The following is a 26,721-nucleotide window of genomic DNA, read 5'->3' on the forward strand; positions in this document are numbered from 1 at the left end:
ACTCGTCCAACGGGCGGGCCTCCTGGGCGCGCCCGGTTCGCGGTGACGTCGCGCGGCCGGCAAGGGACGGTGCCGACCCTGCGGACGGCACGGCGGTGGCCACCTGGACCGCCCTGGGGCGCCCGGCGAACGCGTCAGCACCACATCGGCCGCGTCGGCCTGCCGGTCGGCGCCCGTCGCGCCGCCGGGCCGACCGGTTCCGCGGGCCGCGCCGAGGCGTGCGGGTCGCGCGAACTCGCCCACCGCGCCGCCCGGCGGCCCGGACCGGCCCGGCCCGGACCGGCCCGGTCACCTGGGAACGCCGCGCGTCGTCAGATGTGGAAGACCGCGCCGACGAACTCCGTCAGCAGCCGCTCCTTGAGCGGCACGGGCAGCGCGTCCAGCAGCGCCAGGACCGGGGCCATCCGACGGGGCAGCCCCGTGCCCCCGCCCAGACCGGCGAAGGCCAGTACCGCCTCGACCTCCTCCGGCCCCAGGGTGTTCGGGTCGAGTTCCGAGGCGAACTCCGCGATCGCCGGGTCCACGCTCACCGGCTCCAGGGCGCGCGCCGCCTTCAGCGCCGCGTCCAGATCGGTGAGGAGCGCGTCCACCAGCCCGGCCGCCGCCGGGGTCAGCGTCAGGTGCAGATTGGGCGGCAGCCCGTCGAAGGACAGCTGCGGCTGCAGATACCAGCCGCGTTCGCGCATCTCGTCGGCCAGGTGCAGCAGCAGGCTCAGGTCCGGCGCGCCGTCCGCCCCGAGCAGCGTGAACGCGACGAGCCCGGCCTGCGGCTCGCCCAGCACCCGTATCCCCTCGACGGCACGCAGCCCGGGCAGCAGCCGGTCGGCGGCCGCGGCGGTGCGCTCGGCGAGCGCCCGGTAGCCGTCCTCCCCGATGTGCCGCTGCACCGCCCACGCCTGGGCGAGCAGTCCGGCCGACTTGGTGCCCTGCACGGTGGGGTTCACCACGGGGTAGCCCGGCCAGCCCGCGTGCGCGAAGTACTGGTGGCGGCGCAGCGCGGCGTCCCGGTACAGCACCACGGAGGCGCCCTTGTCGGCGTACCCGTACTTGTGCAGGTCCATCGAGAGCGAGGTCACCCCGGGCACCGACAGGTCGAAGGCCGGCACCTCCCGGCCGGTGCGCCGCAGGTAGGGCAGGAGCCAGCCGCCGATGCAGGCGTCGACGTGGCACAGCACGCCGCGCGCGGCCGCCGCGGCGGCGATCTCCGCCACCGGGTCGACCACTCCGTGGGCGTACGAGGGCGCGGAGGCCACGACCAGCGCCGTCCGGTCGGTGATCGCGGCCGCCATCGCCGCCGCGTCGGCCCGCAGCGTCTCCCGGTCCACCGGGACCACCACGGTCTCCAGGCCCAGGTAGGCGGCCGCCTTGTGGAAGGCGGCGTGCGCCGTCGAGGGCAGCAGCAGCTGCGGCTCGGTCACCCCGCGTACCGCCCGGGCGTGGTCGCGGGCGGTCTTCACGGCGAGCAGGATCGACTCGGTGCCGCCGCTGGTGAAGGTGCCCTGCGCGCCGGGCGCGCCCAGCAGCGCCACGGCGGCGGCGACCAGGTCGTTCTCCAGCCGGGCGACGCTGGGGAAGACCGTCATGTCCAGCCCGTTGACGGTGGCGAACTCCGCGTACGCGGCGGCGGCCAGTTCGTCCACGCCGGACAGACCCGAGTCGTACACGTAGGCGAAGGTGCGGCCGCCGCGGGTGGGGGCGTCCTGCGAGCGCAGCGCCCGCAGGTGCTCCAGCACCTTGTCGGCCGGGCGGCCCTGGGGGAGGGCGGGGGAGGGAACGGGCTCAGTGGGCATGGTCGTCGGTGTCCTCGGGCGGGTCGGAACGGGCGGGGTCCTGCGGGGCGGCGTCCTGCGGGGCCGGGGTCTGCGGGGCCGGGGCGGCGTCCGGGGGATCCTCGCGGTAGCGGTGGAGCAGCCACAGGCTCGCGGCGGCGAGCACCGCGGGCAGTACGCTCATGCCCACGGTGATGCCGGTCAGAGCCGACTCCGGCTGGCCGACGTGGTGGGAGGCGTCCGAGGAGCGGAACCCGCTCACCGCCAGCACCAGCGCGAAGGCCCCGGCGCCCAGCGCGAACGCCAACGTCTCGGCGGCCGTCCACAGGCCCGTGAAGGTGGCCGCCCTGCGCCGCCCCGTGCGGACCGCGTCCGCGGCCAGGGTGTCGGCGAGCATCGTCAGCGGCAGCAACTGCAGCCCCGCGTAGGCGATCCCGACGGCCGCGACCGCCGGATAGCCGAGCCCCGCTCCGGCGTACGGGGTGAGCGCCAGCAGGGCGGCACCGGCGACGAAGAGCAGCGAGGCGCACCACTGCGCGTACTTCACGCCGCGCGTCCGGGCCAGCCGGTTCCACAGCGGCATCACCAGGACCAGCGGTCCGATCATGCAGACGAACAGCGGGGTCACCGCCTCCGCCGCGCCGAGGGTGTACGTGGCGAAGTACTGCACCCCGGCCAGCATGATCCCGACGGCGAGGGCCTGCAGCGTCCACATCCCCACCAGGAAGAGGAACGGCCGGTTGTCCCGGGCCGCCGCCAACTGGGCCCGCAGTGAAGGCTCCGACTCGCTGCGGGCGACCGATGGAGCCCGCCGGGTGAAGTGCCACGCCCCGAGCATCCCGGTCAGCAGCAGCACCGCCACGAGCACGCCCATCAGCCGGTAGCTCGCCGGGGTGTCGCCGTTCTCGTGGGCGACGGCCGGGGCCAGCGCCCCCGACAGCAGGATCGCCACACCGAGGAACCCCACGCGCCAGCCCAGTACTCGGGCGCGCTCGCCGGGGTCCTCGGTCATCTCGGCCGGCATCGTCACGTACGGGACCTGGAAGACGGCGTAGGCGGTGGCCGCCAGCAGGAAGAACACGGCCACATAGACCGCGGCGGCGGCCCCCCGCACCGGGGGCGCCGCGAAGACCAGGGCGAACAGCGGGGGCAGGGTGAGCGCCCCGGCCAGCAGGAAGGGCCGCCGCGATCCCCCCTGCAGCCGGCTGCGGTCGGCGGCCGCGCCCACCAGCGGGTTGACCAGCACGTCCCAGGCCTTGGGCAGGAAGACCGCCGCGCCCGCCACGGCCGCCGGGACGGCCAGCACATTGGTGAGGTAGTAGAGCAGGATCAGGCCCGGCACCGTGCCGAAGGTGCCGGTGCCCAGCGATCCCAGGCCGTAGCCGATCCGCACCCGCCGGGGCAGCGGCGGGGCGGACGCGCGGCCGGCGTCCTGGAGAGGTGCGGAGGGCAGCGTCTCGGACATGGGTTCCCTGCGGGGCCGGATCGTTCGGGGCGGTCGTACGCGGCGGTGCGGCGCCCTGTGACGGGCGCCGCACCGACAGGCGTAGGAGATCACGCCGGCCCGGGCCTCGGACAGACCCCTGAGCAGGTCAATTCACGGAAGGCTCCGGCCCCGCCACCACCCGGCCCGCGACCTCGCCGAAGCCGATGCGGGTGCCGCCGGGCCCCGGGGCGGTCGCCGAGATGACGAGCTCGTCGCCGTCCTCCAGGAACGTCCGCTTCGTACCGTCCGCCAGCACCAGCGGTTCCTCGCCGTTCCAGGTCAACTCGATCAGCGCGCCGCGCTGTTCACGCAGCGGGCCGCTGATGGTGCCGGAGCCGAAGAGGTCGCCGGCCCGCAGCGAGGCGCCGTTCACGGTCATGTGGGCGAGCATCTGGGCGTACGTCCAGTACATGGTGGAGAACGGCGGCCGGGAGACGACCTCGCCCCGCAGCCGGACCTCCACGGCGATGTCCAGGCCGCGCGGCGGCGTCCCCGCTCCCCGGTCGTCCAGGTAGGGCAGGATCCCCACGTCGTGCGGCGGCGGGTCGACGCGCGCCGCCGCCAGCGCGTCGAGGGGGACGATCCACGGGGAGACCGACGTGGCGAAGGACTTCCCCAGGAACGGGCCGAGCGGCACGGTCTCCCAGGCCTGGATGTCCCGCGCGGACCAGTCGTTGAGCAGACAGACCCCGAAGACGTGCTCCTCGGCCTCCGCCAGGGCCACCGGCTCGCCCTGCGCCGTCGGGCCGCCGACGACGAAGCCGAGCTCGGCCTCGAAGTCCAGCCGTTCGCACGGCCCGAAGGACGGGGCGGACAGGCCCGCGCCCCTGCGCTGCCCGTTGGGACGCACCACCGGAGTCCCCGATACGACGATCGTGCCGCTGCGGCCGTGGTAACCGATCGGGAGGTGCTTCCAGTTGGCCGGCAGCGGTTCCACGTCGGGACGGAAGATCCGGCCGACGTTGGTGGCGTGGTGCTCCGAGGCGTAGAAGTCGACGTAGTCCGCGACGTCGAACGCGAGATGCGGCGTGACGGAGTCGCGCGGCAGCAGATGCGGCTCGACCGCCGGCCGGTGGGCCTGATCGGTCAGCCACGCGGTGAGCAGCGACCGTACCGCGGTCCATGCGGAACGCCCCGCCGCCAGCAGGGGGTTGAGTGTCGGCGCGGTGAGCAGCCCGGCTTCCGGGCCCGCCCCCGCGGCGCGCGCGGCGGCGCCGGCGTCGAGCACGTGGTCGCCGATCGCGACGCCGATCCGGCGTTCCCGCGGGCGGTCGGCGGTGGTGAACACCCCGTACGGCAGATTGTGGACGCCGAAGGGGGAGTCGTCCGGCACGGCGACCCAGGTGGGGGCGGCCATGGCACCTCCAGATACGTCGGGGCCGCGCCTCCTCGCGCGGTCGGCTCACCCTAACGTCCAGCGTGGCCTGCGCCGCCGTGCGGTCCCGCGTCGGTAGTCTCGCCGGACATCACCCGTTCCGCCCCTTTTCCGTACGACGGCCGAGGAGAGCAGCGATCAGCCACCCCGGGAACCAGCCCCGAGAAGCCGACGAGTTGCGGGACCTGCTGCGGCGGCCGGCGTACCGCAGGACGCTCGTGTTCAGTGCGGTGATCGGCGTTCCGGTGTCCTTCGTGGCGTTCTGGTTCCTCGTCGCGCTCCACGAACTGGAGCGGCTGCTCTGGGAGGTCCTTCCGGACCACCTCGGATGGCCCGTCCCGCCCTGGTGGTGGCCGCTGCCGCTGCTGACCCTCGCCGGCGTGATCGTCGGACTGGTCGTCACCCGGATGCCGGGCCACGGCGGTCACATCCCGGCCGCGGGACTGCACACCGGAGGGGCCACCTCCGCGGCCCTGCGCGGGGTGGTCGCCGCAGCGCTGGCCGGCCTGCCCCTCGGCGCCGTACTCGGCCCCGAGGCGCCGCTCATCGCCTTCGGCGCCGGCCTGGCGCTGCTCTTCCGCGACCTGTCCCGCTCGGCCGCGACCCCGCAGAGCAACGCCCTGGTGGGCGCCGCCGGTTCCGCCGCGGCGATCGCCACGATCTTCGGCAATCCGGTGGTGGCCGCGGTGCTGCTCATGGAGGTCGCCGGGGTCGGCGGTCCCCAGCTGTTCGCCGTCATGCTGCCCGCCCTGCTCGCCAGCGGGGTCGGGGACATCGTGTTCACCGGCTTCGGCCGCTGGACCGGACTGAAGACCACGCACCTCGACATCGGTCTGCCCCGGCCGCCCGCGCTCGACGCGGGCGACGTGGTGTGGGGCGTCCTGCTCGCGGTGGCGGTCGGGCTGGCCGTGCACGCCATCGTCACCGGCGGCAAGGCCACGGCCGTGTTCGTCTCCCGCCGGCCGCTGCTCCACACCGTGGTGTGCGCGCTCGCCGCCGGAGCATGCGCCGCCCTGTACACGCTCGCCACGGGCCGCACCCCCGAGGATGTCGCGTCCTCCGGGCAGACGACCCTGGCGCAGCTGGCCCCCGACCCGCACTCCTGGCCGGTCGGCGCCCTGATCGCGGTGCTGGTGTTCAAGGGCGCCGGCTACGCGCTGTGCCTGGGCAGCCTCCGCGGCGGCCCGATCTTCCCGTCGCTCTTCCTCGGCGGGGCCGCCGGGGCGCTGGCCGCCCCGCTCCCGGGCTTCGGGGTCGTACCGGCCATGGCCGCGGGCATGGCGGCGGCGTGCGCCGCGGCCATGCGGCTGCCGGTCAGCAGCGTGGTGCTCGTCGTCCTGATGCTCGGCAACGTCGAATCGGTGCCGGTCGTGGTGCTCGCGGTGGTCGTCGCCTTCGTGGTCGTCGAACTCCTGCCCCAGGGCCCGGACATCCCGCCTCTCCCGCCGCTCGGCGGCGGACGGCCTCCGGCGCCCGGACGGGCGTCACGTCCGGCGTCGTCGCGGCCCTGACCGGCGCGGGGAGCGGGAACGCCCGGGGCGCGACGCCCCGTTGCGGGGGTCAGGCGGCCTCCGCCATGACGCGGCCGGCGCGGACGGCGTCCACGAGCGCCCGGTGATCCCGCTCGTTCTGGTCCGCGTACGCCTCGGCGAACCGGGCGACCGCCCGGTCGAAGACGTCCGAACCCCCCAGGTAGGCGGCGATGCCGATCCGGTCCCCGGACCGTGCGTGCGCCCGGGCCAGCGTGGCGCCGCACACCTCCCCGAACAGCGTCATCGTCCTGGGGAGCAGGTCCTCGGCCACCACGATGCCCTTCCAGTCCCGCAACTGCCGGATGTAGAAGTCGCGCTGCCGCCCGTCGATGCCGTGGAGGCGTTCCCAGCCGAGGAAGATGTCGCTGGTCGCCTGCATCAAGCGCTGCCCGGCGACCACCCGCTCGCCCTGGGTACGGTGCGGGCCGGCTCCCGCGTACGGGGCGAGAACGGACTCGTCCGCCTCCTTGGCCTGCAGGAACAGCGGATCCTCGTCGTCCTTGCCCAGCATCAGGACGATCCAGCAGCGGGTCCCCACACTGCCCACCCCCACGACCTTCCGCGCGCAGTCGGCGAGCCGGTACTGCTCCAGCAGGAAGCGGCGGTCGGGCTGGAGGGTGTGGCCGTAACGCTCGATCAGCCGGGCGATCTCCCTCTCCAGGGAGGTGCGTGCGTCGCCGTCGAGCAGGTCGCGCAGCGGCATCAGCAGCGGGGGATCGGGGGCGATCAGGCGTCTGCCGCCGATCACCCGCGTGAGCTTGTCGAAGACCTGCAGCGTGTCGCGCGCACGGGCCCGGGCGCGGGCCCGCTCCCAGCGCACGACGTCCTCGCCGCTCATCATCGGGGCGAACTGCTGCTGCAGCTCGTCCGCCTCGAAGCGGGTGTACCAGACCTGCAGGTTGCCCATCCCGGCGAAGCCGCGCATCCGCCGGCGGTACGTGCCCACGGCCGCCCGCACCACGTCCGCGCGCTCCGCGGCCGAGAAGCCGTTGGCTCGGCCCGCGATGACCAGGCTGGCGGCCAGGCGCTTGACGTCCCACTCCCAGGGACCCGGCAGGGTCTCGTCGAAGTCGTTGATGTCGAACATCAGCCGACGCTCCGGCGAGGCCAGCAGCCGGAAGTTGAGCATGTGCGCGTCGCCGCACAGCTGGGCCCGCAGGCCCGAGCGGGGGGTGGACGCCAGGTCCGCGGCCATGACGGCGGCCGCCCCGCGGTAGAAGCGGAACGGCGACTCGATCATGCGCCCATAGCGGATCGGCACGAGCTCCGGCACCCGCCGCGCCGACTGCTCCTCGACGATGTCCACCGGGTCGGCCCGGTCCGCCGCGGGCGTGTACTCCGCGTGGGCGGAGCGCGGCGCCCTCTTGCGGGCCGCCTTGCCGCGCGCGGCGCGCTCCCCGGGCGAACTCCACCGGGCGTCCACGGTCATCGCGGTCACCGTCCTCCGGTCCGCACGGCCCCGCCGGGAGTGAGCGGGTGCGCCGGCCACCTCAAACGTAAGCCCGGCCCACGGGCCCGGCGAATCGGATCCGGGGCGGCTGATTTGTGCCCGCGGGCGGACCCGGTGACCATGACCGCATGGACGCGGCCGGCCGCTCCCTCCGGGCCCCGACCCCTCGCGGGGGCGGCGATGGTCCTTGACCTCGTCCTGATCGGGCTGGCCGTCACCTTGTTCCCGTTCCCGCTCATGGCCTTCGTGCTGGTGCTGAGCACCCGCGGCGGGGTGTGGAAGGGGCTCGCCTTCATCGTGGGCTGGCTGGCCTGCCTGGTCGCCGTCATCGCGGCGGTGCTGCTGCTGACCCAGGGCAAACCGCCGGAGCCGAAGTCCACTCCGTCGACGGCCGCGCTCGCCGGCAAACTCGCCGTCGGCGTCGGGCTGGTCGGCTACGCCGAGCACCGTCGGCGCCGCGCGGCGCGCCCCCACCGGCCGCGGGCGACGACGAGCCGTCTGGAACAGGTCTCTGCCTGGTCGGCGGCGGGCCTCGCGGTCCTGCTCCAGCCGTGGGGGCTGGTGGCGGCCGGCGCCGCCACGGTCGTCGAGGCCGATCTCTCCCACCTGGAGGCGTACCTGGCGCTGATGGCGTACTGCCTGATCGCCAGCTCCAGCCTGCTGACGATGGAGGTCTACACGGTGTTCGCGCCGGACGCGGCCCGGGTCCGGCTGCGCGGGCTGCGCACCTGGCTCGACGGCCACCAGGACCAGGCGATCATCGTGCTGTGCCTCCTCGTCGGGCTCTGGCTGGTCGGCAAGAGCCTCTACCAGCTCACCGCCTGAGCCACCGGGCGGCTCCATCGGCGGGGCGATCGGGCGCCGGTCCGGCGGGTGCGGCGCGAGCGCGTGCACGGCCGGTACCCGGATGGGGCGTCGTCGCCCCGCCACCTGCCGGTGCCCGTGCCGGGTCCGTACCCGGCGGCCCGCCCACCGCACCCCCCGGCGGCCGCCGGTCACTCCGCGGTCACACCCCCACCGGCCGCATCTCGGCGCGCTGCGGGCTCCGCGGCGCGTTCCACGGCCGGGCCCGCGCCTGAAATCCGACGTACCCCGCGGCCGCCCGTGCCGAGTTGCCGCCCCCGCCGGCCGCGGGCGTAATGCAGGGGTGGACATGATCCATGTCCGGGCGGTGAGCCCGCCGGACCTCACGGAACGGGCGATGACCGCCCTCGGCGCCGACCCCTGCGTACTCAACCTCGTCCTGCTGCCCGGCGGCGCCCGCCACCCGGACGGCGACGCCATCGAGTGCGACGTGCTGACCGGCGCGGCCAACACCGTCCTGCGCGCACTGCGCGAGCTCGGGCTCGACCGCCGCGGATCCATCGTCCTCGACCCGGTCGACGTCGTCTTCTCCGAGACCGCCGAGAAGGCCGGAGCCGCGTCCCTCGGCGCGCGGCTGCGCACACCAGTGTGGGACCAGGTCGAGGCCCGCATCCGCGCGGAGGGCCGCTACCCGCCCAGCTTCTACCTGCTCCTGGTCATCGCCGGGGTCATCGGCGCGGTGGGCATCATCAGCAACTCGCAGATCCTCATCGTGGCGGCCATGGTCGTCGGACCCGAGTACGCCGCCATCACCAGCGTCGCCCTCGGCATCGACCGCCACGACCGCGCCAGGATCCGCGAGGGGCTGCGGGCCCTCCTCGTGGGCTTCCTCCTGGCAATCGCCGTCACGCTGCTCTTCGCCCTGCTCGTACGCGCCTTCGACCTGCAGCCGGAGGCCTTCCGGCTGGGAGTGCGGCCGGTCGCCCACCTGATCAACACCCCCAACTTCTTCTCCCTGGTCGTGGCAGTGCTCGCCGGGATCGTCGGCATCGTCTCCCTGACCGAGGCCCGCACCAGCGCCCTGCTCGGCGTCTTCATCTCCGTCACGACCATCCCGGCCGGGGCGGACCTCGGCGTCTCGCTCGCCTTCGCCAGCTGGGACGAGGCCCGGGGCTCCCTGTTCCAGCTGCTGCTCAACGTTGTCGTGCTGGTCCTCGTCGGCACCGGCACCCTCAGGTGCCAGCGGGCCATCTGGCGCCGCATCAGCGCCCGGGCCGAGGCCCCGGCCGAGGTGCGCTGACCCCCCGCCGGTGGTCCAATGGCACGGGGGATCGCCCGGGGGGAAGGGAGCTGTGCCGTGAGCGACGCAATCGACGAAATGGGCCCCATCGACTACGTGGTGATCGAGTTTCCCGGCAACCGCATGACCGGGGAGGCATTCCCCCTGCTGCTGGATCTCGTCGAGCGCGGGCTCGTCCGCATCCTCGACCTGACCTTCATCCGCAAGGACGCGGACGGGAGCATCGCCGGCATGGAGATCGCCGATCTCACCGCGGAGGGCCTCGGCGAGCTCGAGGTGTTCCAGGGCGTGTCCTCCGGCCTGCTCGGCGAGGACGATCTCGCGGACGCCGCCGCCGTCCTCGAACCGGGCAGCTCCGCCGCCGTCCTGGTGTACGAGAACGTGTGGGCCGCGCCCCTCGCGGTCGCGATCCGCCGGGGCGGCGGCCGGCTCGTGGCCAGCGGCCGCATCCCCGTTCAGGCCGTGCTCGCCTCCCTGGACGCGGCCGAGTCCGGCCCCTGATGACCCCCGGTCAGGCGTTGCCGCCGACCACGGTGAAACTCATCCACGGCTCCGCGTCGGGGATGCCCGGATTGCTGGTGTTCGTCGCCAGGTAGTAGCTCTCGGTGCCCTCCAGGTTCTTGCACCCGGGCCCGGTGTGCAGGATCACGTCGTTGAGCGTGTTGTTCAGGATGGACTTGGCACCGGAGGGCACCAGTTGGTGGCAGCCGTCCACCGACGGGTTGTCGAGCTGCACGACCGTGTCGTCGGGGGTCGTGTACACCAGCGAGCCCACCGCCTTGGGGGTCAGGCCGGAGCACCCCGCGGCGCCGAGCAGAAGGAGCAGGGCGCCGGCGCGGATGCCGTGCCGCCGGAGATCGGCCATGATGAGCGTCCTCGTCTGTGCGGAGAGCGGTGCGATGGCAACGCTGCCGCGAAGCGGCGACGCTGTCATGCCGGGTGCGACCAGTCGGCTGAAATCCCGCCCGGCCGCCCGCGCACCCGGGTGTGGTGCCGGGCGGCTCCCGGTGTCCGGGGCTAGCCTCGCCCACCGTGACGGAAGACCAGGTGCTGGTCGGCGTGGGCCTGATCGTCGTCATCGCGGTCGGGTGCCAGGTCCTCGCGAGCCGCCTGCGCATCCCGGCCCTCATCGTCCTGCTGCCCGCCGGTTTCGCCGCCGGCGCGCTCACCGACGACTACGACGCGGGCCTCGGCCTGGACCTCGCGCGTTTCCGTGCCCACACCCGCCGCGTCACCGTCCATCTCATCTGGCTCGGCGTGCTCCTCACCTGGGCGTCGGTCGCCCTCCTGGCGCCACCGCTGCTGGACATGGGCCGCCGCACAGGCGTGCTGCTCGGCGCGATCCTCGTGGTGTCCGGGCCGACCGTCGTCGCGCCCCTGCTCGCCTTCGTACGGCCCACGGAGCGGGTGCGCCGCATCCTGGTGTGGGAGGGCACCCTGATCGACCCGATCGGCGCCCTCCTCGGGGCGCTCACCTTCCACGCCGTCTCCACGCAGGCGCACCGGGGTTTCGCCGCGCAATCCGCCCAGTTCCTGCTCAGCACCGGTGTCGGTGTCGCGGGCGCGGCTGCGGGGACCGCGATCCTCGTCCCCGCGCTGCGGCGGCTCCGGTCGGGGGAGGTGCTGGACTCCCTGGTGCAGTTCGCCGTGGTCGTGGGCGTCGCGGCGGTCTGCGACATCGTCCGTGACGACGCCGGACTCATCGCCGCGGTCCTGATGGGCCTGGCCGTCGCCAACGCGCCCGGAGCGGCCGCCCCGTCGCGGCGGCCCTTCTTCGAGCCCCTGGTCGCCCTCGTCATCGGCCTGCTCTTCGTCTCCATCTCCGCCGGGGTCACCCCGCACTCCCTGCGGGGCCTGCTCCTGCCCGCGCTCGGCCTGGTCGCCGTGCTCGTCCTCGTCGTCCGCCCGCTCGTCGCGGCACTGGCGTCGTGGGGGACCGGGCTCACCGCGGGGGAGCGGGGCCTCATCGGATGGATGGCGCCGCGCGGCATCGTCGCGGCGTCCACCGCGGCGACCTTCGCCGCCGAGCTGTCGGGCCACGGCCTGAAGGGCGCCGACCGGATCCTCCCGGTCACCTTCCTGGTGATCGTCGCCACCGTCACGCTCTACGGGCTGACGGCCGCCCCCGTCGCCCGGCGCCTCGGTGCCCTGGCCCCGGCGCGTTCCCGGCCCCTGCTCGTCGGCGGCGCCCCCTGGGTCGTCGACCTCGGACGGGCCCTGCGCTCCGCGGGCCTGGAGGTGGTGATGTGGGCCGGCAGCGAGGAGGAACGCGAACGCATCCGCGCCGCGGGGCTCGAGGTCGCCCCCGGCGAGCTGTTCGCCGCCGCGACGGGGGCCGGCGCGGAACTGGCGGGCCTCACCGCGATCCTGCTCCTCACCGGCGAGGACGACTTCAACGCGCTGGCCTCCACCAACCTCCAGGGCAGCCTGGAGGGCCCCGTCTACCGCCTCGCCCCGCCCTCCGACAGCCACGGTGTCGTCGCCCCGTTCACCGGTGGGGAGGTGCTCTTCGCACCCGAGCTGACCCGCCCCGAGGTGCAGCGCCGATACGACCGGGGCGAGCGCATCGTGACCCGCGGCGTCGACGGCCCGCTCCCCGAACCCGGGCAACTGCTCTTCCTCGTCCGCCCCGACGGCCGCCTCCACCCCGCCACCCGCTCCGCCGCCCCCCTCCGCCCCCGCCCCGGCGACGCGGCGGTGCTGCTCACGCGCTGACGTGCGGTGGTGCGCGGTCGCCCGGGACGGGCCCACGGGCCCTGCGTCCGTGCGGTGCCCCCGGGCGGACGCGCCCGCCCGGCACCGCCGTGCGTCGAGCGCGTCGAGGCGACGGGCCGCGCCGGCGGCAGGTTCCGCCGTCGCGTCGGCCCCGATGCCCGGCTCGCCGTCCTCCGGGGTTCGCGGTCTCGCGGTCCGGGGCGAGAGACACGGACCGGCCCGGGCGTCCGCCCCCCGTTACCGTTTTCGTGGCTCCGCAATGGGGCCTCCGGCCTGACTTCCCCCCTGTTGCGGTTGATGATCCGGGGGTGGTGTCACCGGGCTCGGAGGCATCGACGGACCGCTGATGAGGGGCTTGAGACCGGCTTGCCCTCCGCCCAAGCCCATGGTCAGCTACGGCCATGGGGGACGAGAATTCCGAGCACTTGGCACTCATCCGTCGCTGGCTCGCGGGCGAAACCGTCAACAACACCGTCGGCATCGAGATCGTCGGCGGCCCTTTCAACGGGCGGACCAAAATCGTCGTGCTCAATCAGGCAGGACTGCCGCCTGAAGGCTTCCGAGGCCGCCCCGGTCGAACGTCAGGACCCTGGAACCCCGCCGCCAAACACATCTACCTGGCAGTTCGAGCCCCGTATACCTCTGCGGGCTGGATCTACGAATACGCAGGCATCGACACAGCGGCGGATGGCTGACGCACGCTTCGCCTCCACCGGGGGCACCCCAACCGCTTGACCAAAGAGATAGGGGCACCCCCCCGCAGCCCGTCGCGGCGGCCGCGCTCGAGCGCGGAGCAGGCGAGGACCGGGTCCTTCCCGGCGCGGCCCCGGCGGCCCGGATCCCCGTGGCGAGCCGTCGCAGCCAGGGCGCGCGGTCCGCGTCGTCCGGCGGGTGTCCGGCGGCCGTCTTGGCGATGTCGCCTGCCGGATGGAGGTCGGCCCCGTCCACGAAGGGCACGGACGGCTCCCGCGCGGGCAGCCGTCCGACGGTGGTCTTGTCCGCGCCCGGGACGCCGAGGACGACCACGAGCGGGCGCCCGGGCCCGGTCATGTCACCCGCCGTCCCCGCCGGGCGGCGTCTGCCGCAGGTCGGCGTCCGTGAGCGGCTGGAGGGCGCCGCGGGTGTCCAGCCGGTACAGCAGCACCAGCGGCGGTCCGACCAGCACCACGGCGACCAGGGTCACCAGCGCCAGCCAGCGCAGCGTCGTGTCGGCGCCCGCGGCCTCCGCCACGGTCAGCGAGGTGGGGATCATGTACGGCCGCTGCGCCAGCCCCCAGGCGAAGACGATCAGCGCCACCGCGCCCACCGCCGTGTACCGCGCCCACCCGCCGCCGGGGCGCCACAGCAGCAACGCGGTGGCCACCGCGGCCGCCACCGCGAGCAGGACGAGGGCCAGCCCCGCTCCGCCGGTCAGCCCGGCGTACACGTACGGGGCGTCGTGCCGCGTCACGGAGAGGCCGATCAGCGCCAGCACGGCGAGGGCCGCCAGGCTGCTCCAGGCCCGGACCCGGAAGTAGCCCACCAGGTCGGGTGCGTCATAGCGGTGCGCGTCGGCACCGAGGAAGACGGCGCCCAGGAAGGCCGTCGCGGCGATGGTCAGCAGACCCGCGATCACCGAGGTCGGATTGGCCCACGCGTCGGCGGAGGCGGTGATGCCCGGGTCGACCCGGCCGGAGGCCAGCCCGCCCACCGCGGCGCCCAGGAAGAAGGGGGTGAGCAGCGAGGACACGGCGAAGGCGGCGCCGTACACGCGGCGCCCCGCCAGCCGCCGGATGGGCTTGCGCAGCCCGAATCCGGCGCCGCGCAGGACGAGGCCCACGGCCGCCAGCGCCAGCGGCAGCCACATGGCGGAGAAGACGGTCTGGAAGAGCACCGGGAAGCCCGTCCACATGACGACCAGCACGAAGACCAGCCAGACGTTGTTGGTCTCCCACACCGGGGCCATCGCGTGGTCGATCAGCCATCGCGGCCGCCTGCCCCGCGTAGCGCCCCCCGCGCACAGGTCCCAGAAACCGGCACCGTAGTCGGTGCCGCCCGCGCAGGCGTACGCGGCCACCGCCGCCAGCAGCACCCACGCGATGAGGTCCGCGATCACCGGCGCTCACCGCCGGCTGCGGCCGCCGCCGCGGACCGCGGCCCGTACGGCAGGTCCTCCTCGGGGCCCTCGTCGGCCTCGCGCCACCGGTCCCGCATCTTCAGCAGCACCACCACGAACGAGGCCATGACCAGCACGTACACCACGACGACCAGGCCCAGCATCGCCCACAGGGCGCCCGCGCCGGTGTCCGTCACGGCCTCCGACACCCGCATGTGCATGTACACGATCCAGGGCTGGCGGCCCACCTCCGTGGTGATCCAGCCGCACTCCATCGCCACCAGGCACGCCGCGCCCGCGACGGCCGCGCACCGGAAGAACCACGGCGACCGGGGCAGATCGCGGCGGCGCCACCAGCACCAGGCGTACCAGAGCACGAGCAGGACCAGCAGGCTCCCGATGATCACCATGATGTCGAAGGCCCAGTGGACGATCGTGGCCTGCGTCGCGTTGGGCCGGTCGCCGGCCGGCACCGCCGACAGCCCCGTCACCCGGGTGTCGGGGCTGAAGCCGGCGAGGATGGAGTCGAGCTGCGGGATCTTGATGCCGCCGGTCACCGATCCGTCGGGGTGCAGCCGGCCGAAGATGTACTCCGGCACATGGGTGTCGGTCTTCCACACCAGCTCGGTCGCCGCGAACTTCACCGGCTGCTCCCGGAAGACCGCGCGGGCGATGGAGTCGCCGAGCACGAGCTGCACCGGAGTCAGGATCGCCGCGACGGTGAAGGGGAGTACGAAGCCCAGCCGGTGGTAGTGGTCGCGGCGGCCGCGCAGCCAGCCCGTGGCGTAGACGCCCGCCACCACGTACGCCGCGGCGAGGAAGGCGCCCACCACGAAGTGCCAGTACTCGGGGCCGAAGATCGGCGTGAAGATCGCCCGCCGGATGTCGATCTCCACCGGATCGCCGGCCGCGTCGAGGGCGAAGCCCCGCGGGGTGTTCATCCACGCGTTCGCGGCCAGGATGCCGAAGGCCCCCAGCAGCGCGGCCGCGGGCAGCGGGACCGCCAGCCAGAAGTGCGTCCACGGCTTCAGCCGGCGCCAGCCGTACAGGTAGATCGCGATGAGGATCGCCTCGAGGAAGAAGGCCCACGCCTCGATGCCGAAACCGAGGCCGAAGACGTCGCCCCAGCGGCCCATCAGGCCCGGCCAGAGCAGTCCGAACTCGAACGACAGGACGGTGCCGGTGACGATGCCGATCGCGAACTGCACGGCCATCACCGCGGACCAGCGCCGGGCCAGCCGCAGCGCGTCGGCGTCGCCCTTGCGCAGCCCGCGGTAGTGCATCAGCAGCGTCAGCCCGGGCAGGGCGACGCCGAACGGGACGAGCAGGATGTGGGTGCCCAGGGTGAAGGCCATCAGCTCACGGGCCGGCAGCAACTGGGCCGGGACGTCCGCGAGGAGGCCGGTCGCGTGGGTCATGGACGTGCTCAGCCCCCCGTGGCGAAGCCGGGGAGGAACCTCGTGCCGTCGTCGAGGACCGGATACCCGAGGGGCCCCGGTCCGTTGCTGCCGCTGGTTGCCACGGTGTCTCCGATGTCTCGCGGACGGCTGGCGAGCCGGACGGCCCGCGGCTGCCCGCGGGCGGTCCGCGGACACCACGAAATCGCCGCGCGGGCCGCCCCGCGCGGCGGCGGGCGTGCCGTTGGCCCGTTGGGGCGGACGGACCGGGCCGAACGGAGCAACGCGGCGGCCCGCCCGGCACGGCGTGCGGCGTGGCCGGCGCGGTGGTCGAATGGGTGGCGAGGGGCGACGAGAGGGGAGCGAACCATGGTGGGTCTCCTGCGCGGAGCCGCGCGCACCGCCGTCGTGGCGGGCACGGCCACCGCCGTCTCCAACCGGGTGTCACGACGCCAGCAGGGACGCTGGGCCCAGCAGGACTACGGGCAGGCACCGGTCGAGCAGCCCGGATACGCGGCCCCCGCCCCGCCCCCGCCCGCCCAGGCGGGCGACATGGCGGGCAAGCTGGAGCAGCTCAAGCAGCTCGGCGAACTGAAGGAACAGGGAATCCTCACCGAGGAGGAGTTCCAGACGCAGAAGCGCGCGATCCTCGGCGGCTGACGGCCCCGGCCGGCCGGAGACAACGCCGCAGACGCCTGTGGGCGGCACCGCCGGTCTCCCGGTCGTGCCGCCCACAGGCGTCTGCGTGGTGTCCGAGGGGGGACTTGAACCCCCACGCCCGATAAAGGGCACTAGCACCTCAAGCTAGCGCGTCTGCCATTCCGCCACCCGGACAGGGTGTTGGCCGCCCGGCACTCGTCCCGGCGACGTGGAAAACAATAGCAAACATCCGGAGGTCCCCGGTCACACGGTTTCCGTGACGGGTGCGTGACGGCGTGCGGGGGCCCTCGCGGGCCCCGGAGGGGGCGCGGGAGGATGGCCGGGACCGACGAACGAAGGAGACAGCGTGAGTGAGTCGAGCTCGGCCGCCCGTACGATCACCGGAGAGGACGAGGTCGTCGACCTCTGCCGGGACCTGATCCGGATCGACACCAGCAACTACGGCGACCACTCCGGGCCGGGTGAGCGGGCCGCGGCCGAGTACGTGGCGGAGAAGCTCGCCGAGGTCGGCCTGGAGCCGCGGATCTTCGAGTCGCACAAGGGGCGGGCCTCCACCGTCGCCCGTATCGCGGGCGAGGACCCCTCCCGTCCCGCGCTGCTGATCCACGGCCACACCGACGTCGTGCCCGCGAACGCCGACGACTGGACGCACCACCCCTTCTCCGGCGAGATCGCCGACGGGTGCGTGTGGGGACGCGGTGCCGTCGACATGAAGGACATGGACGCGATGACCCTGGCGGTCGTGCGCGACATGCTGCGCAGCGGCCGCCGGCCGCCCCGCGACATCGTGCTGGCCTTCCTCGCGGACGAGGAGGCGGGCGGCGTCTACGGGGCGCGGCATCTGGTCGACCGGCACCCCGGGCTCTTCGAGGGTGTGACCGAGGCCATCGGCGAGGTCGGCGGCTTCTCCTTCACCGTCAACGAGGATGTGCGCCTGTACCTGATCGAGACCGCCCAGAAGGGCATGCACTGGATGCGGCTCACGGTGGACGGCACCGCGGGGCACGGGTCCATGACGAACACCGACAACGCCATCACAGAGCTCTGCGAGGCGGTCGGCCGGCTCGGCCGGCACGAGTTCCCGGTGCGGGTGACCAAGTCCGTGCGCGGTTTCCTGGACGAGCTGGGCGACGCCCTCGGTACCGAGCTCGACCCGGAGGACATGGAGGCGACGCTCGCCAAGCTGGGCGGCATCGCCAAGATCATCGGGGCGACGCTGCGGAACACCGCGGCGCCCACGATGCTGGGCGCCGGCTACAAGGTGAACGTCATCCCCGGTCAGGCGACCGCTCACGTGGACGGCCGCTTCCTGCCCGGGTACGAGGAGGAGTTCCTCGCCGACGTCGACCGGATCCTCGGGCCCCGGGTGAGGCGCGAGGACGTGCACTCCGACAAGGCGCTGGAGACCAGCTTCGACGGCGCGCTGGTCGACGCCATGCAGGCGGCGCTCAAGGCCGAGGACCCGATCGCCCGCGCGGTGCCGTACTGCCTGTCCGGCGGGACCGACGCCAAGTCCTTCGACGACCTGGGAATCCGCTGCTTCGGATTCGCCCCGCTGCGGCTTCCCCCGGAGCTGGATTTCGCCGGAATGTTCCACGGCGTGGACGAGCGGGTACCGGTCGACGGACTGAAGTTCGGCGTGCGTGTTCTCGACCGTTTCCTGGCGAACTGCTGAAACGACGCTCGCATTATCGACATTTCTTGCCGCTTAGCCGAAAAGAGTGAATGAATCCTGGCGGCAGTAGCGCGCCTCCTCCCTGGTCGTTGGTTCGTGTGCGGTCCGAGGTTGGGGCCGTTTTGCCAACAAGGAGGAAAAATGATCAAGAAGGTCGTCGCTGCTGCCGCTGTCACCGGTGGGCTCGTGGCTGCGGGTGCCGGCGTGGCCGTCGCCGACTCCGGCGCTCAGGCTGCCGCCGTCGGTTCCCCGGGGGTCCTGTCCGGCAATGTGATCCAGGTGCCCGTCAACATCCCGGTCAACCTGTGCGGCAACACGATCAACATCGTGGGGCTGCTGAACCCGGCCCTGGGCAACGCCTGCTTCAACAACTGACGTCGCGGCGGGCCGCACTGCTGCAGGCCTGATCACGGCGGCCCCGGATGCGCCATCTCCGCGTTCCGGGGCCGCCGCACCGGCTAGGGGTGGGACACCGGTTTTCCGGCCCCGGGGGGTCATTCATTCCCCCGGCGGGCGATTGTCCGCCGGTTTCCGTATCGGAAAAGCAAGAGGCAGGGACATTCAATGCGATCAGTCGCGAAAAAGGGGCTGCTCACGGCAGTCGCGACGGGCGGCGTGCTCGCCGTCACCGGCGGTATGGCCTACGCGGACTCCCACGCGTCCGGGGTCGCCGCCGGCTCTCCGGGCGTTCTGTCCGGCAACACCATCCAGGCGCCGGTGAACATTCCGATCAACGCCTGCGGCAACACCGTGAACATCGTCGGGATCCTCAACCCGGCGGCGGGCAACACCTGCGTCAACGGCTCCGTCGGGCACGGCAAGGGCCACGGCTACGGCCACGACAAGGGCAAGGGCTACGGCAAGAAGAGCAGCGGCGGCTACCGCGGCAAGGACAGCGGCGGCTACCGCGACAAGGACGGCGGCTCGGGCCACGGCGGTGGCAAGAGCTACGGCGGTGGCAAGGGCTACGGCCACGACAAGGGCAAGGGCTACGGCAAGGGCCACGGCTACGGTGACGACCACGGTTACGGTCACGGCGGCGGCGCCTCGGCGCGCGCGGCCGCGGTCGGCTCCCCGGGCGTTCTGTCCGGCAACGTCGTCCAGGCACCGATCAACATCCCGGTCAACGCCTGCGGCAACTCGCTGAACCTGGTCGGTCTCGGCAACGCCGCCCTCGGGAACGCCTGCGTCAACAACGGCGGCCACGGCTACCGCCACGAGGGCAAGGGCCACCACCACAAGCCCGAGCACCACGGCAACCGCCACAAGCCGGGCAAGGAGAACAACGAGAAGGGCGGCGGCGGTGGCGGCGGTGGCGGCGGTGGCGGCGGCGGTGGCAACCAGCCGCAGTCCATGGGCCACGGCGGTCCGTCCCTGGCCCGTACCGGTGCCGGTGACGTCGCCACGGGGCTGCTGACCAGCGCCGGTCTCCTGCTGGGCGGCGCGGTGCTGTTCCGCCGCGCCCGCGCGGTCAAGAACTGATCGTTCCGGTCACATCTCGTCGAGCGGGGCCCCGCGGTGCGCGGGGCCCCGTTCCGCATGTGGGCGATCTCACCAGGTGGCGCGTATCTGCCGGATGATCCGACGGCGCAGCCGCACCCTGCGGCTGCCGTCCGGGTAGAGGCGAAGGCGGTCGAGCTCCCAGTGACCGTACTCGGCGTGGTCGGTCAGCATGCGATGAGCCTCCTTGCGGGAGACTCCCCGTGGCACGTACACATCTCTGAATTCGTATTCGGGCATCGCATCTATTGTGCGGGGAACGCCTCGGTACGGATAGCGTCTTCTGCATGTCTGATGCCGCGCAGCCCACCGTTGCCGAGGTACGAGCCGCCGTCGAGGCGGTGAAAGCCGCGCTGGACCGTCACCTCGCCGCGATCGAGAACCGCACCGGGGACGACGATCCCGCGGTCTACCAGGCCTTCGAGGGCCTCGCCTCGGCCGCCGAGGCCTACGACGAGCTGCTCTACGACACCTACGACGAGGTCACCCCCTTCGAGGTGCCGCTCGGGGACACCCTGCCCGAGTACGCGGGACCCGGGGAACCGGGCGCGATCAGCGTCCTGATCCGCCGGGACTACACCGTCGCCGACCCGCAGCGGCTGCGCCATCAGGCGGAACGCGTCTCCGACGCCGCCGGGGCCGACATCGGCGCGGCGGTCGGCGCCCTCTTCGGGGAGTACGAGCCCGACGAGATCGCCGAGCGCCACAAGGAGTTCGGCCTGGACGAGGGCGACTCCACGCTCTGGGTCACCGCGGCCCGGGCCGCCGAGCCCGGCGAGTGGCTCTCCGCGCCCTTCGACCAGGCCGACCCGCGGCAGCTGCTCTGCCGCTTCGACGTCAGCGCCGTGTACGACGACGAGGCCGACGCGGACGAACTCGACCGGCTCGCCTGAGCCGGGCGAGGGCCCGGGCCCGGGGAACCGCCCCCGGGCCCGCGCGGCGGATCACTCCGCCGCTGTGGCGGCCGCCGCCTGCTCGCGCAGGATCTCGCGCAGACGCGTGGTGCGCTCCCGGGCGGGGATCTCCGCCACGGCGCGGGGGAGCGCCTCGTCGACGCCGTGCACCACGGACAGATGGCGCTCGCCGCGGCTGAAGGCGGTGTAGACCCAGGCTCGGGTCAGCGCCCGCGCCTCGTCGCCCGGCAGTACCACGACGGCGGCCGGCCAGCGGCGGCCCGCGGCCTGATGCGCCGTGACCGCCCAGCCGTGCCGCACCTGGGCGGCGACCGCGTCGGGGGCCACCACGACGGCGGTGCCCCCGCAGTCGAGCCGCAGCCCTTCCGCGTCGGCGGAGACGACGGTGCCCGGAACGGCGGTACCGGGGGCCGGCACATGGACGATCCGGTCGCCCGGGTCGAAACCGCCGAAGCGGCCCGGACCCGGGTTGAGGCGCTCCTTGAGCGCGGCGTTGAGCGCCCGGGTGCCGGCGGCGCCCCCGTGGCCCGGGGTGATCACCTGGGTCTGCTCCGGGGGTACGCCGATGGCCCGGGGCACGGAGTCCGCGACCAGCTGGACCGTACGGTGGACGGCCTCGGCGGCGTCCCTCACCGGGACGATCACGACCTCCTTGCCGGGCGCGTCGACGGCGGCGAGCTCACCGAAGCCGATACCGGAGACCAGCTCGCCGATCGGGCCCGCGTCGGGGGTGCGGGAGGCGACCTGCGGGCACACCTTCGCCGCCAGCAGGTCGGCGAAGACCCGGCCCGGCCCCGAGGACCACAGCACCGCCGGATCCCCGGAGAGCACGAGCCGGGCGCCGTCCGGGACGGCCTCGACCAGGGTCGCGGCCGTCTCCACGTCCAGCTGTGGCGCGTCCACCACCGCCAGCAGATCCAGCGCCAGCGCCCCGTCCTCGTCCCGGCCGGGGCCCTCGTGGCCCGAGAGGAGCCCGGCGAGCGTCGCGGTCGCCTCCTCGCCCACGGCCCCGGCCAGCCGCCGCCTGCCGTCCTCGGTGGCCGCGACGGCCCAGGCGCGCAGCCCCAGCGCCCGCGCGGCCGCCACCAGCGCGGCCGGCTCGGCGCGGGCGGCCTCCGCGCCGGTGTGGGCGACGAGCCCGCTCCCGGCGGCCGCCCGGACCAGCGCCGCGGCGGACGGGGACGGGGCCGCGCCGGCCGCGCCCTCCCAGTCCTGCGACTCGTCCGCCTCGAAGGTGTTGAGGAGTCTGCTCAGACCGTCCGCCAGGCTCTCCTCGGCGAGCGCGTACCGGTCCAGGCCGAGCAGCAGCCGCACCGGCGTCTCCTCGTCCTCCTCGTCTGCCGCCGGACGGGCTCCGGCGCTCTCGTCGGGGACGTGGAAGACCAGCACCAGGCCGTCCTCGACAGCGGACTTCAGGGCCTCCTCGGCGTCGGTGACGCCGTTCCGGCCGAGCGCCGCGCCCAGGGCGGTCCACTCCAGCGCGGTGTGGCCCCGCTCGGCCGCCATCTCCAGCAGCCGGACGACCAGCGCCCGCACCCGCCGCTCGTCGTCCGGGCCGCCCTCGCCGCCGAGCAGCGCCTTGGCGAAACCGTCGGCCTGGTCCACCCGGACACCGCCGAGCGCCAGGATCTGCCACGGATCCTCGCGGAGCGCCTCCCCGGCCCGTTCGCCCAGTGCCTCCACGGCCGCCTCGGCCAGGCTCTCCGGCGCCCCGCCCGCGGCGAGCACCGTCCGCGCGGCCGCGAGCGCGTCCCCGCTGAGCTGCGCGGGCAGGGCGGGCCGGGCCACCGCGGCGGGCGCGGGGGCAGGGGCCGGAGCGGGTGAGGTCGCGGCGGGGCGCGGTGCGGGCGGCCGCACCGGCTCGCCGGCGGCGGCCCTGGCGGGCGCCGCCGGGCGCTCGCCGCGCTCGATCGCCCGCACCGCCGCGGCCAGGTCGGAGAGTTCGGCGGGGAGCTGCGAACCGACGCCCTCGGTCGACGGCCGCGGCCGTCGGGGAGCCGCGCTCTCCTCGCCGGCCGCGCCCTCCGGCTCGGCGCGTTCCTCGCGGTCGTCCCGGTCGTCGGTCACGATGGCCTCCGTTGTACGGCGGACTACGGACGGGGCCCGATCACAGCGTGCTCCAGTCGTGGTCCGGATAGCGGTGCACCGGCGCAGAGACGTCGTCCAGCGCCTGGCAGATCTCATCCGGAAGACTAAGGGTCTCCACTGACAATGCCTCCGCGAGCTGCCGGGCGTTGCGCGCGCCGACGATCGGCGCCGCGACGCCGGGGCGGTCCCGCACCCAGGCCAGCGCCACCTGCAGCGGGGTGGCGGCCAGTCCGTCGGCCGCTATCGCGAGCGCGTCCACGATGAGCCGGGCCGTCTCGTCGAGGTAGGGGGCGACGAAGGGCGCCATGTCCTCGGAGCCGCCGCGCGAGTCCTGCGGGGTCCCGTGCCGGTACTTGCCCGTCAGGACCCCGCGCCCCAGCGGGGAGGAGGGCAGCAGGCCCACCCCCAGGTCCAGCGCGCCGGGCAGCACCTCGCGTTCGACGCCGCGTTGCAGCAGCGAGTACTCCATCTGCGTGCTGGCCAGCGGCGTGCGTGCCGGCAGGGCCCGCTGCCAGGTGGCGGCCTTGGCGAGCTGCCAGCCGCAGAAGTTGGAGACGCCGACGTAGCGGGCGCGGCCGGAGCTGACCGCGAGGTCCAGGGCCTGCAGCGTCTCGTCCAGCGGGGTGGCCGGGTCGTACGCGTGCACCTGCCAGAGGTCCACGTAGTCCGTGCCGAGCCGCTGGAGGGAGGCGTCCAGGGCGGCCAGCAGGTGGCCGCGCGAGGCGTCGAAGCGGCGGTAGGGGTCCGGCACGCTGCCGGCCTTGGTGGCGATCACCAGGTCCGAGCGCGGCACCAGGTCCTCGACCAGCCGGCCGAGAAGGTACTCGGCGCCGCCGTCCCCGTACACGTCGGCGGTGTCCACGAGCGTGCCCCCGGCCTCCCAGAAGGCCTTGAGCTGGTCGGCGGCGTCGAGTTCGCCGGTGTCGCGCCCCCAGGTCAGCGTGCCGAGTCCGAGCCGGGACACACGCAGTCCAGTGCGGCCGAGGTGCCTTTGCTCCATGAGGGGTGACATTACTGGTCGTCCGGGAGCTTTGGGCAGGAGTGATGTACCCGACAGGCGCCGGCGCGCGCCCGGAGCGATATGGTCCGGGGAACAAAGACGTTACTCATCGGTAAGGGGATCGCCATGCGGCTCGGGATCAACCTCGGCTACTGGGGCGCCGGGATGGACGCCGACAACCTCGCCGTGGCGCAGGAGGCGGACCGCCTCGGCTACTCCGTGTGCTGGGCGGCCGAGGCCTACGGTTCGGACGCGCCCACCGTGCTCTCCTGGGTCGCCGCGCAGACCGAGCGCATCGACGTCGGCTCGGCCATCTTCCAGATCCCGGCCCGTACGCCCGCGATGACGGCGATGACCGCCGCCACCCTCGACTCCCTGTCCGGCGGCCGTTTCCGGCTGGGCCTGGGCGTCTCCGGCCCGCAGGTCTCCGAGGGCTGGTACGGCGTGAAGTTCGACAAGCCGCTGGCGCGCACGCGCGAGTACGTCGACATCATCCGCAAGGCGATGTCCCGGGAGCGGCTGAGCCACGAGGGCGAGCACTGGACGTTGCCGCTGCCCGGCGGCCCCGGCAAGGCGCTGAAGCTGACCGTGCACCCGGTGCGCGAGCACATCCCGCTGTACATCGCCGCCATCGGCCCGAAGAACCTGGAGCAGACCGGCGAGATCGCCGACGGCGCGCTGCTGATCTTCCCCTCCGCCGCCCACCTGGAGGACACCGCGATCCGCCACATCAGGGCGGGCCGCGAGAAGGCCGGGAAGACCATGGACGGCTTCGACGTCTGCCCGACCGTGCCGCTCGCCGTCGGCGAGGACGTGGACGCGCTGGCCGACATCTTCCGCCCCTACACCGCGCTGTACGTCGGCGGGATGGGCAGCCGCAAGCAGAACTTCTACAACCAGCTGGCGCAGCGCATGGGGTACGAGAAGGAGGCCGCCGAGATCCAGGACAAGTACCTGTCCGGCGACAAGAACGGCGCGGCCGCCGCGATCCCGCGCGAGCTCATCGACTCCACCACCCTGCTCGGCTCCGTGGAGCGGATCGCCGACCGGATGGGGGCCTACGCGGCGGCGGGTGTGACCACCCTGACGCTCGCCCCGGCCGGCTTCACCCTGGACGAGCGGATCACCGCGCTGCGCGCGGGCGTCGAGGCGCTGGAGCGCGCCGGCCTCGCCGAGTAGGACACCGCCCCGGGGCGGCCTGGTCCCGGCTCAGCCCGGGACCAGCCGCCCCATCAGCCGCCCGAAGGCGATCAGCCGCGCTATCTGCCCGGCCCCGCCGTCGTCGAGGGACTTGCTGAAGCGGAAGGCCTCGGGCCGGAAGCGGGCCGCGGCGACCGTGCCGTCGGAGTCATCGCGCACCGCGCTCAGTTCCTGCGGCATCGCGGTCGCCAGCACCACGTACACGCCGCGGTCGATCCGGCGGCCCTGCTCGTCGCGGCCCACCAGGGTGCGCATGCCGACGTGGCCGATCGACTCCAGGGGCAGCACCTGCACGGAGGAGTCCAGCACCCGGCCGCCCGGCGCCTCCTCGTCGGCGATTTCCTCGCTGTGCCACAGGATGAGCCGCCGGCCGTCGCAGACCGCGGCCTCCTGCCACACCGAGGTGCCGGCCTCCGTCAGGTCGACGACGCGCTCCAGGGTGAAGCCGCGGACCCGCCGCCGGCCCAGGACGCCGGCGATCGCATCGAGGGCCACGTCGGAGTGGAGGAAGTACGCGCGTGCCGCGTCGTCCAGGCGCGCGTAAGGGGCCCAGTCCGAGCCCGCCGGGCCCACGGGGCGTGCCGTCGTCCGGCTGCGCGTCGCCTTGCTGAACATGTCTTGGTCGTGACCCCTCCGAGGGGCAATGAAATCACGGGCACTTCGGCCGGCGGCGGCGCCCCTCGGTTTCCGCGGCCGTGGTGGGGGCTCGGGGGTCTTCCCCGCCACGGCCGTCACCAAACACAACGCCCGGAAGGGCCAGGGGTTACGTGCCGGGTGCCGGACGGTCCTCATCCGTTCGGCCGAGTTGACGCGCGGGCCTGTTGCCTCCCGCTTTGCGTGCGACTTGACTCGTCTTTTGCGTATGCCCGATTCGCGCAGGAGGTACGTCATGCTCTCCGCCCGGAGTCTGTTCCAGGAGATCCTCGACAACGACGACTCCTTCCGGCTGTTCTGCTCGATCGCCGCCAGCGGCGAGTCGCAGGGCGGCTGGGAGAACGGCAGGATCGCCGCACTGGTTCCCGGGTCCCAGCGCGAGCTGGCCCCCAAGATCGCCCGGCACGGTGCCGACGAGGACAAGCACGGCCGGATCTTCAACGCGCTGATGCACAAGCGCGGCCTGGAGCCCGTCCCGGTGCCCCCCGAGACCGACTACACGATGCTCCTGGAGCGCGGGGGCATCGGCCTGACCCACGAAAAGCTGCGCCGCGACGAGCCGCTGACCGTCGAGGACATCGTGACCTACCTCGCCCACAGCCGGGTCACCGAACAGCGCGCCTCCGAGCAGATGGCCCTGCTCACCAAGTACTTCGCGGACCACCCGGACATCGGCAAGGCCGTCCGCATGATCTCGGGCGACGAGGACAACCACCTCGCCTACTGCCACGAGGAACTGCTGCGCTTCGCCTACGCCGGCCACGGCCACGCCATCCATCGCATCCTGCGCGAATGCGCCCACGCCGAGATCCGCATCTACCGCGACGTCAGTCTCGCCGTCATGGACCACATGGGCCGGATCCTCGGCTGGTCGAGGGCGAAGGCCGCGCTGCTGCGGGCCGGGATCCACGCGGCGTACGCCTACGAGCGGCTGGGCGGCTGGCGGCGCATGGTCCGCCTCGCCATGCCCCAGCGGCGCGACGCCCTCGGCGGCGGTCCGGAGCCCGCGGCCGAGCCCGCGGTCTGAACCCGCGGCCCCGGCCGCCGGTCCGAACCGGTGGCTGTGAGCGGTCCCGGGGCGGCGGGTCCGTCACAGGCTCGCGGTGC

The 26,721-nt window shown here is 73.9% G+C and carries 24 protein-coding genes and 1 tRNA gene; 13 read left to right on the plus strand and 12 right to left on the minus strand.

The window, feature by feature from the left end; all coding sequences use genetic code 11:
• Positions 1–311: 311 nt before the first annotated feature.
• The 3 genes from AB0F62_RS31795 to fahA all read right to left on the minus strand — a co-directional run bounded on the left by AB0F62_RS31795 (position 312) and on the right by fahA (position 4,612).
• Positions 312–1,790: an aminotransferase class V-fold PLP-dependent enzyme gene (locus AB0F62_RS31795; RefSeq protein WP_361807118.1), complete on the minus strand. Its 1,479-nt coding sequence runs from the start codon at positions 1,788–1,790 to the stop codon at positions 312–314.
• Positions 1,780–3,234 (minus strand): MFS transporter, encoded by a 1,455-nt coding sequence (locus AB0F62_RS31800; RefSeq protein ID WP_361807121.1) that lies wholly within the window; start codon positions 3,232–3,234, stop codon positions 1,780–1,782. The genes AB0F62_RS31795 and AB0F62_RS31800 overlap by 11 nt, the downstream gene beginning before the upstream one ends.
• A gap of 127 nt (positions 3,235–3,361) precedes the next feature.
• Positions 3,362–4,612, minus strand: a complete 1,251-nt coding sequence (gene fahA / locus AB0F62_RS31805; protein WP_361807124.1) for a fumarylacetoacetase — start codon at positions 4,610–4,612, stop codon at positions 3,362–3,364.
• Positions 4,613–4,806: 194 nt separating this feature from the next.
• On the opposite strand from fahA, the gene AB0F62_RS31810 reads away from it, so the two are divergent.
• Positions 4,807–6,141: a chloride channel protein gene (locus tag AB0F62_RS31810; RefSeq protein WP_361807127.1), complete on the plus strand. Its 1,335-nt coding sequence runs from the start codon at positions 4,807–4,809 to the stop codon at positions 6,139–6,141.
• A 49-nt stretch (positions 6,142–6,190) separates the two neighbouring features.
• Here AB0F62_RS31810 and AB0F62_RS31815 read toward each other — a convergent pair whose 3' ends face one another.
• Positions 6,191–7,591, minus strand: coding sequence for a DUF2252 domain-containing protein (locus AB0F62_RS31815; RefSeq protein WP_361807130.1), 1,401 nt, complete (start codon positions 7,589–7,591; stop codon positions 6,191–6,193).
• Between the two features lie 201 nt (positions 7,592–7,792).
• Between AB0F62_RS31815 and AB0F62_RS31820 the strand changes: the two genes are divergently transcribed.
• The 3 genes from AB0F62_RS31820 to AB0F62_RS31830 all read left to right on the plus strand — a co-directional run bounded on the left by AB0F62_RS31820 (position 7,793) and on the right by AB0F62_RS31830 (position 10,217).
• The gene (locus AB0F62_RS31820; protein WP_361807133.1) at positions 7,793–8,437 is read left to right on the plus strand and encodes a GAP family protein; all 645 of its coding nucleotides are present in this window, start codon (positions 7,793–7,795) and stop codon (positions 8,435–8,437) included.
• 322 nt (positions 8,438–8,759) lie between these two features.
• Positions 8,760–9,716 (plus strand): DUF389 domain-containing protein, encoded by a 957-nt coding sequence (locus AB0F62_RS31825; protein ID WP_361807136.1) that lies wholly within the window; start codon positions 8,760–8,762, stop codon positions 9,714–9,716.
• Between the two features lie 57 nt (positions 9,717–9,773).
• Entirely contained in the window at positions 9,774–10,217 is a 444-nt protein-coding gene (locus tag AB0F62_RS31830; protein ID WP_361807139.1) for a DUF6325 family protein, read from the plus strand.
• 10 nt (positions 10,218–10,227) lie between these two features.
• On the opposite strand, the gene AB0F62_RS31835 is transcribed toward AB0F62_RS31830, so the two are convergent.
• Positions 10,228–10,581 carry a hypothetical protein gene (locus AB0F62_RS31835; RefSeq protein WP_361807142.1) on the minus strand — a complete coding sequence of 118 codons (354 nt, stop codon included), beginning with the start codon at positions 10,579–10,581 and terminating at the stop codon, positions 10,228–10,230.
• 167 nt (positions 10,582–10,748) lie between these two features.
• Between AB0F62_RS31835 and AB0F62_RS31840 the strand changes: the two genes are divergently transcribed.
• Positions 10,749–12,431 (plus strand): sodium:proton exchanger, encoded by a 1,683-nt coding sequence (locus AB0F62_RS31840; protein ID WP_361807145.1) that lies wholly within the window; start codon positions 10,749–10,751, stop codon positions 12,429–12,431.
• Positions 12,432–12,832: 401 nt separating this feature from the next.
• Positions 12,833–13,126 carry a hypothetical protein gene (locus tag AB0F62_RS31845; RefSeq protein WP_361807148.1) on the plus strand — a complete coding sequence of 98 codons (294 nt, stop codon included), beginning with the start codon at positions 12,833–12,835 and terminating at the stop codon, positions 13,124–13,126.
• Between the two features lie 356 nt (positions 13,127–13,482).
• Here the strand turns inward: AB0F62_RS31845 and AB0F62_RS31850 are convergent, their stop codons facing one another.
• Both AB0F62_RS31850 and AB0F62_RS31855 read right to left on the minus strand, forming a co-directional pair.
• The gene (locus AB0F62_RS31850) at positions 13,483–14,526 is read right to left on the minus strand and encodes a cytochrome d ubiquinol oxidase subunit II (protein ID WP_361807152.1); all 1,044 of its coding nucleotides are present in this window, start codon (positions 14,524–14,526) and stop codon (positions 13,483–13,485) included.
• Positions 14,523–15,944, minus strand: a complete 1,422-nt coding sequence (locus tag AB0F62_RS31855; protein ID WP_361807155.1) for a cytochrome ubiquinol oxidase subunit I — start codon at positions 15,942–15,944, stop codon at positions 14,523–14,525. The genes AB0F62_RS31850 and AB0F62_RS31855 overlap by 4 nt, the downstream gene beginning before the upstream one ends.
• Before the next feature lie 348 nt (positions 15,945–16,292).
• On the opposite strand from AB0F62_RS31855, the gene AB0F62_RS31860 reads away from it, so the two are divergent.
• Positions 16,293–16,583 (plus strand): SHOCT domain-containing protein, encoded by a 291-nt coding sequence (locus tag AB0F62_RS31860; RefSeq protein ID WP_361807158.1) that lies wholly within the window; start codon positions 16,293–16,295, stop codon positions 16,581–16,583.
• An 86-nt stretch (positions 16,584–16,669) separates the two neighbouring features.
• Here AB0F62_RS31860 and AB0F62_RS31865 read toward each other — a convergent pair.
• Positions 16,670–16,757, minus strand: a tRNA-Leu gene (locus AB0F62_RS31865).
• Positions 16,758–16,929: 172 nt separating this feature from the next.
• Here AB0F62_RS31865 and AB0F62_RS31870 point away from each other — a divergent pair.
• From AB0F62_RS31870 to AB0F62_RS31880, 3 genes are all read left to right on the plus strand, one after another.
• The gene (locus AB0F62_RS31870) at positions 16,930–18,258 is read left to right on the plus strand and encodes a M20/M25/M40 family metallo-hydrolase (protein ID WP_361807161.1); all 1,329 of its coding nucleotides are present in this window, start codon (positions 16,930–16,932) and stop codon (positions 18,256–18,258) included.
• A 141-nt stretch (positions 18,259–18,399) separates the two neighbouring features.
• Positions 18,400–18,633, plus strand: a complete 234-nt coding sequence (locus AB0F62_RS31875) for a chaplin (RefSeq protein WP_018559022.1) — start codon at positions 18,400–18,402, stop codon at positions 18,631–18,633.
• Between the two features lie 189 nt (positions 18,634–18,822).
• The gene (locus AB0F62_RS31880; protein WP_361807166.1) at positions 18,823–19,740 is read left to right on the plus strand and encodes a chaplin; all 918 of its coding nucleotides are present in this window, start codon (positions 18,823–18,825) and stop codon (positions 19,738–19,740) included.
• 69 nt (positions 19,741–19,809) lie between these two features.
• Here the strand turns inward: AB0F62_RS31880 and AB0F62_RS31885 are convergent, their stop codons facing one another.
• Positions 19,810–19,998 carry a DUF5703 family protein gene (locus tag AB0F62_RS31885; protein WP_361807169.1) on the minus strand — a complete coding sequence of 63 codons (189 nt, stop codon included), beginning with the start codon at positions 19,996–19,998 and terminating at the stop codon, positions 19,810–19,812.
• Between the two features lie 47 nt (positions 19,999–20,045).
• Between AB0F62_RS31885 and AB0F62_RS31890 the strand changes: the two genes are divergently transcribed.
• On the plus strand, positions 20,046–20,651 hold the full coding sequence (locus AB0F62_RS31890; RefSeq protein WP_361807172.1) for a hypothetical protein: 606 nt from the start codon (positions 20,046–20,048) through the stop codon (positions 20,649–20,651).
• A gap of 51 nt (positions 20,652–20,702) precedes the next feature.
• Here the strand turns inward: AB0F62_RS31890 and AB0F62_RS31895 are convergent, their stop codons facing one another.
• Positions 20,703–22,739 carry a helix-hairpin-helix domain-containing protein gene (locus tag AB0F62_RS31895; protein WP_361807175.1) on the minus strand — a complete coding sequence of 679 codons (2,037 nt, stop codon included), beginning with the start codon at positions 22,737–22,739 and terminating at the stop codon, positions 20,703–20,705.
• A 40-nt stretch (positions 22,740–22,779) separates the two neighbouring features.
• Positions 22,780–23,760, minus strand: coding sequence for an aldo/keto reductase (locus tag AB0F62_RS31900; protein ID WP_361807178.1), 981 nt, complete (start codon positions 23,758–23,760; stop codon positions 22,780–22,782).
• A gap of 126 nt (positions 23,761–23,886) precedes the next feature.
• On the opposite strand from AB0F62_RS31900, the gene AB0F62_RS31905 reads away from it, so the two are divergent.
• On the plus strand, positions 23,887–24,939 hold the full coding sequence (locus AB0F62_RS31905; RefSeq protein ID WP_361807181.1) for an LLM class F420-dependent oxidoreductase: 1,053 nt from the start codon (positions 23,887–23,889) through the stop codon (positions 24,937–24,939).
• Positions 24,940–24,969: 30 nt separating this feature from the next.
• On the opposite strand, the gene AB0F62_RS31910 is transcribed toward AB0F62_RS31905, so the two are convergent.
• Positions 24,970–25,575, minus strand: a complete 606-nt coding sequence (locus AB0F62_RS31910; protein ID WP_361807184.1) for a hypothetical protein — start codon at positions 25,573–25,575, stop codon at positions 24,970–24,972.
• Between the two features lie 274 nt (positions 25,576–25,849).
• Between AB0F62_RS31910 and AB0F62_RS31915 the strand changes: the two genes are divergently transcribed.
• The gene (locus AB0F62_RS31915; protein ID WP_361807187.1) at positions 25,850–26,641 is read left to right on the plus strand and encodes a ferritin-like domain-containing protein; all 792 of its coding nucleotides are present in this window, start codon (positions 25,850–25,852) and stop codon (positions 26,639–26,641) included.
• Positions 26,642–26,721 lie beyond the last annotated feature (80 nt).

It is taken from the genome of Streptomyces sp. NPDC026673, assembly GCF_040638135.1.
Lineage (GTDB): Bacteria > Actinomycetota > Actinomycetes > Streptomycetales > Streptomycetaceae > Actinacidiphila.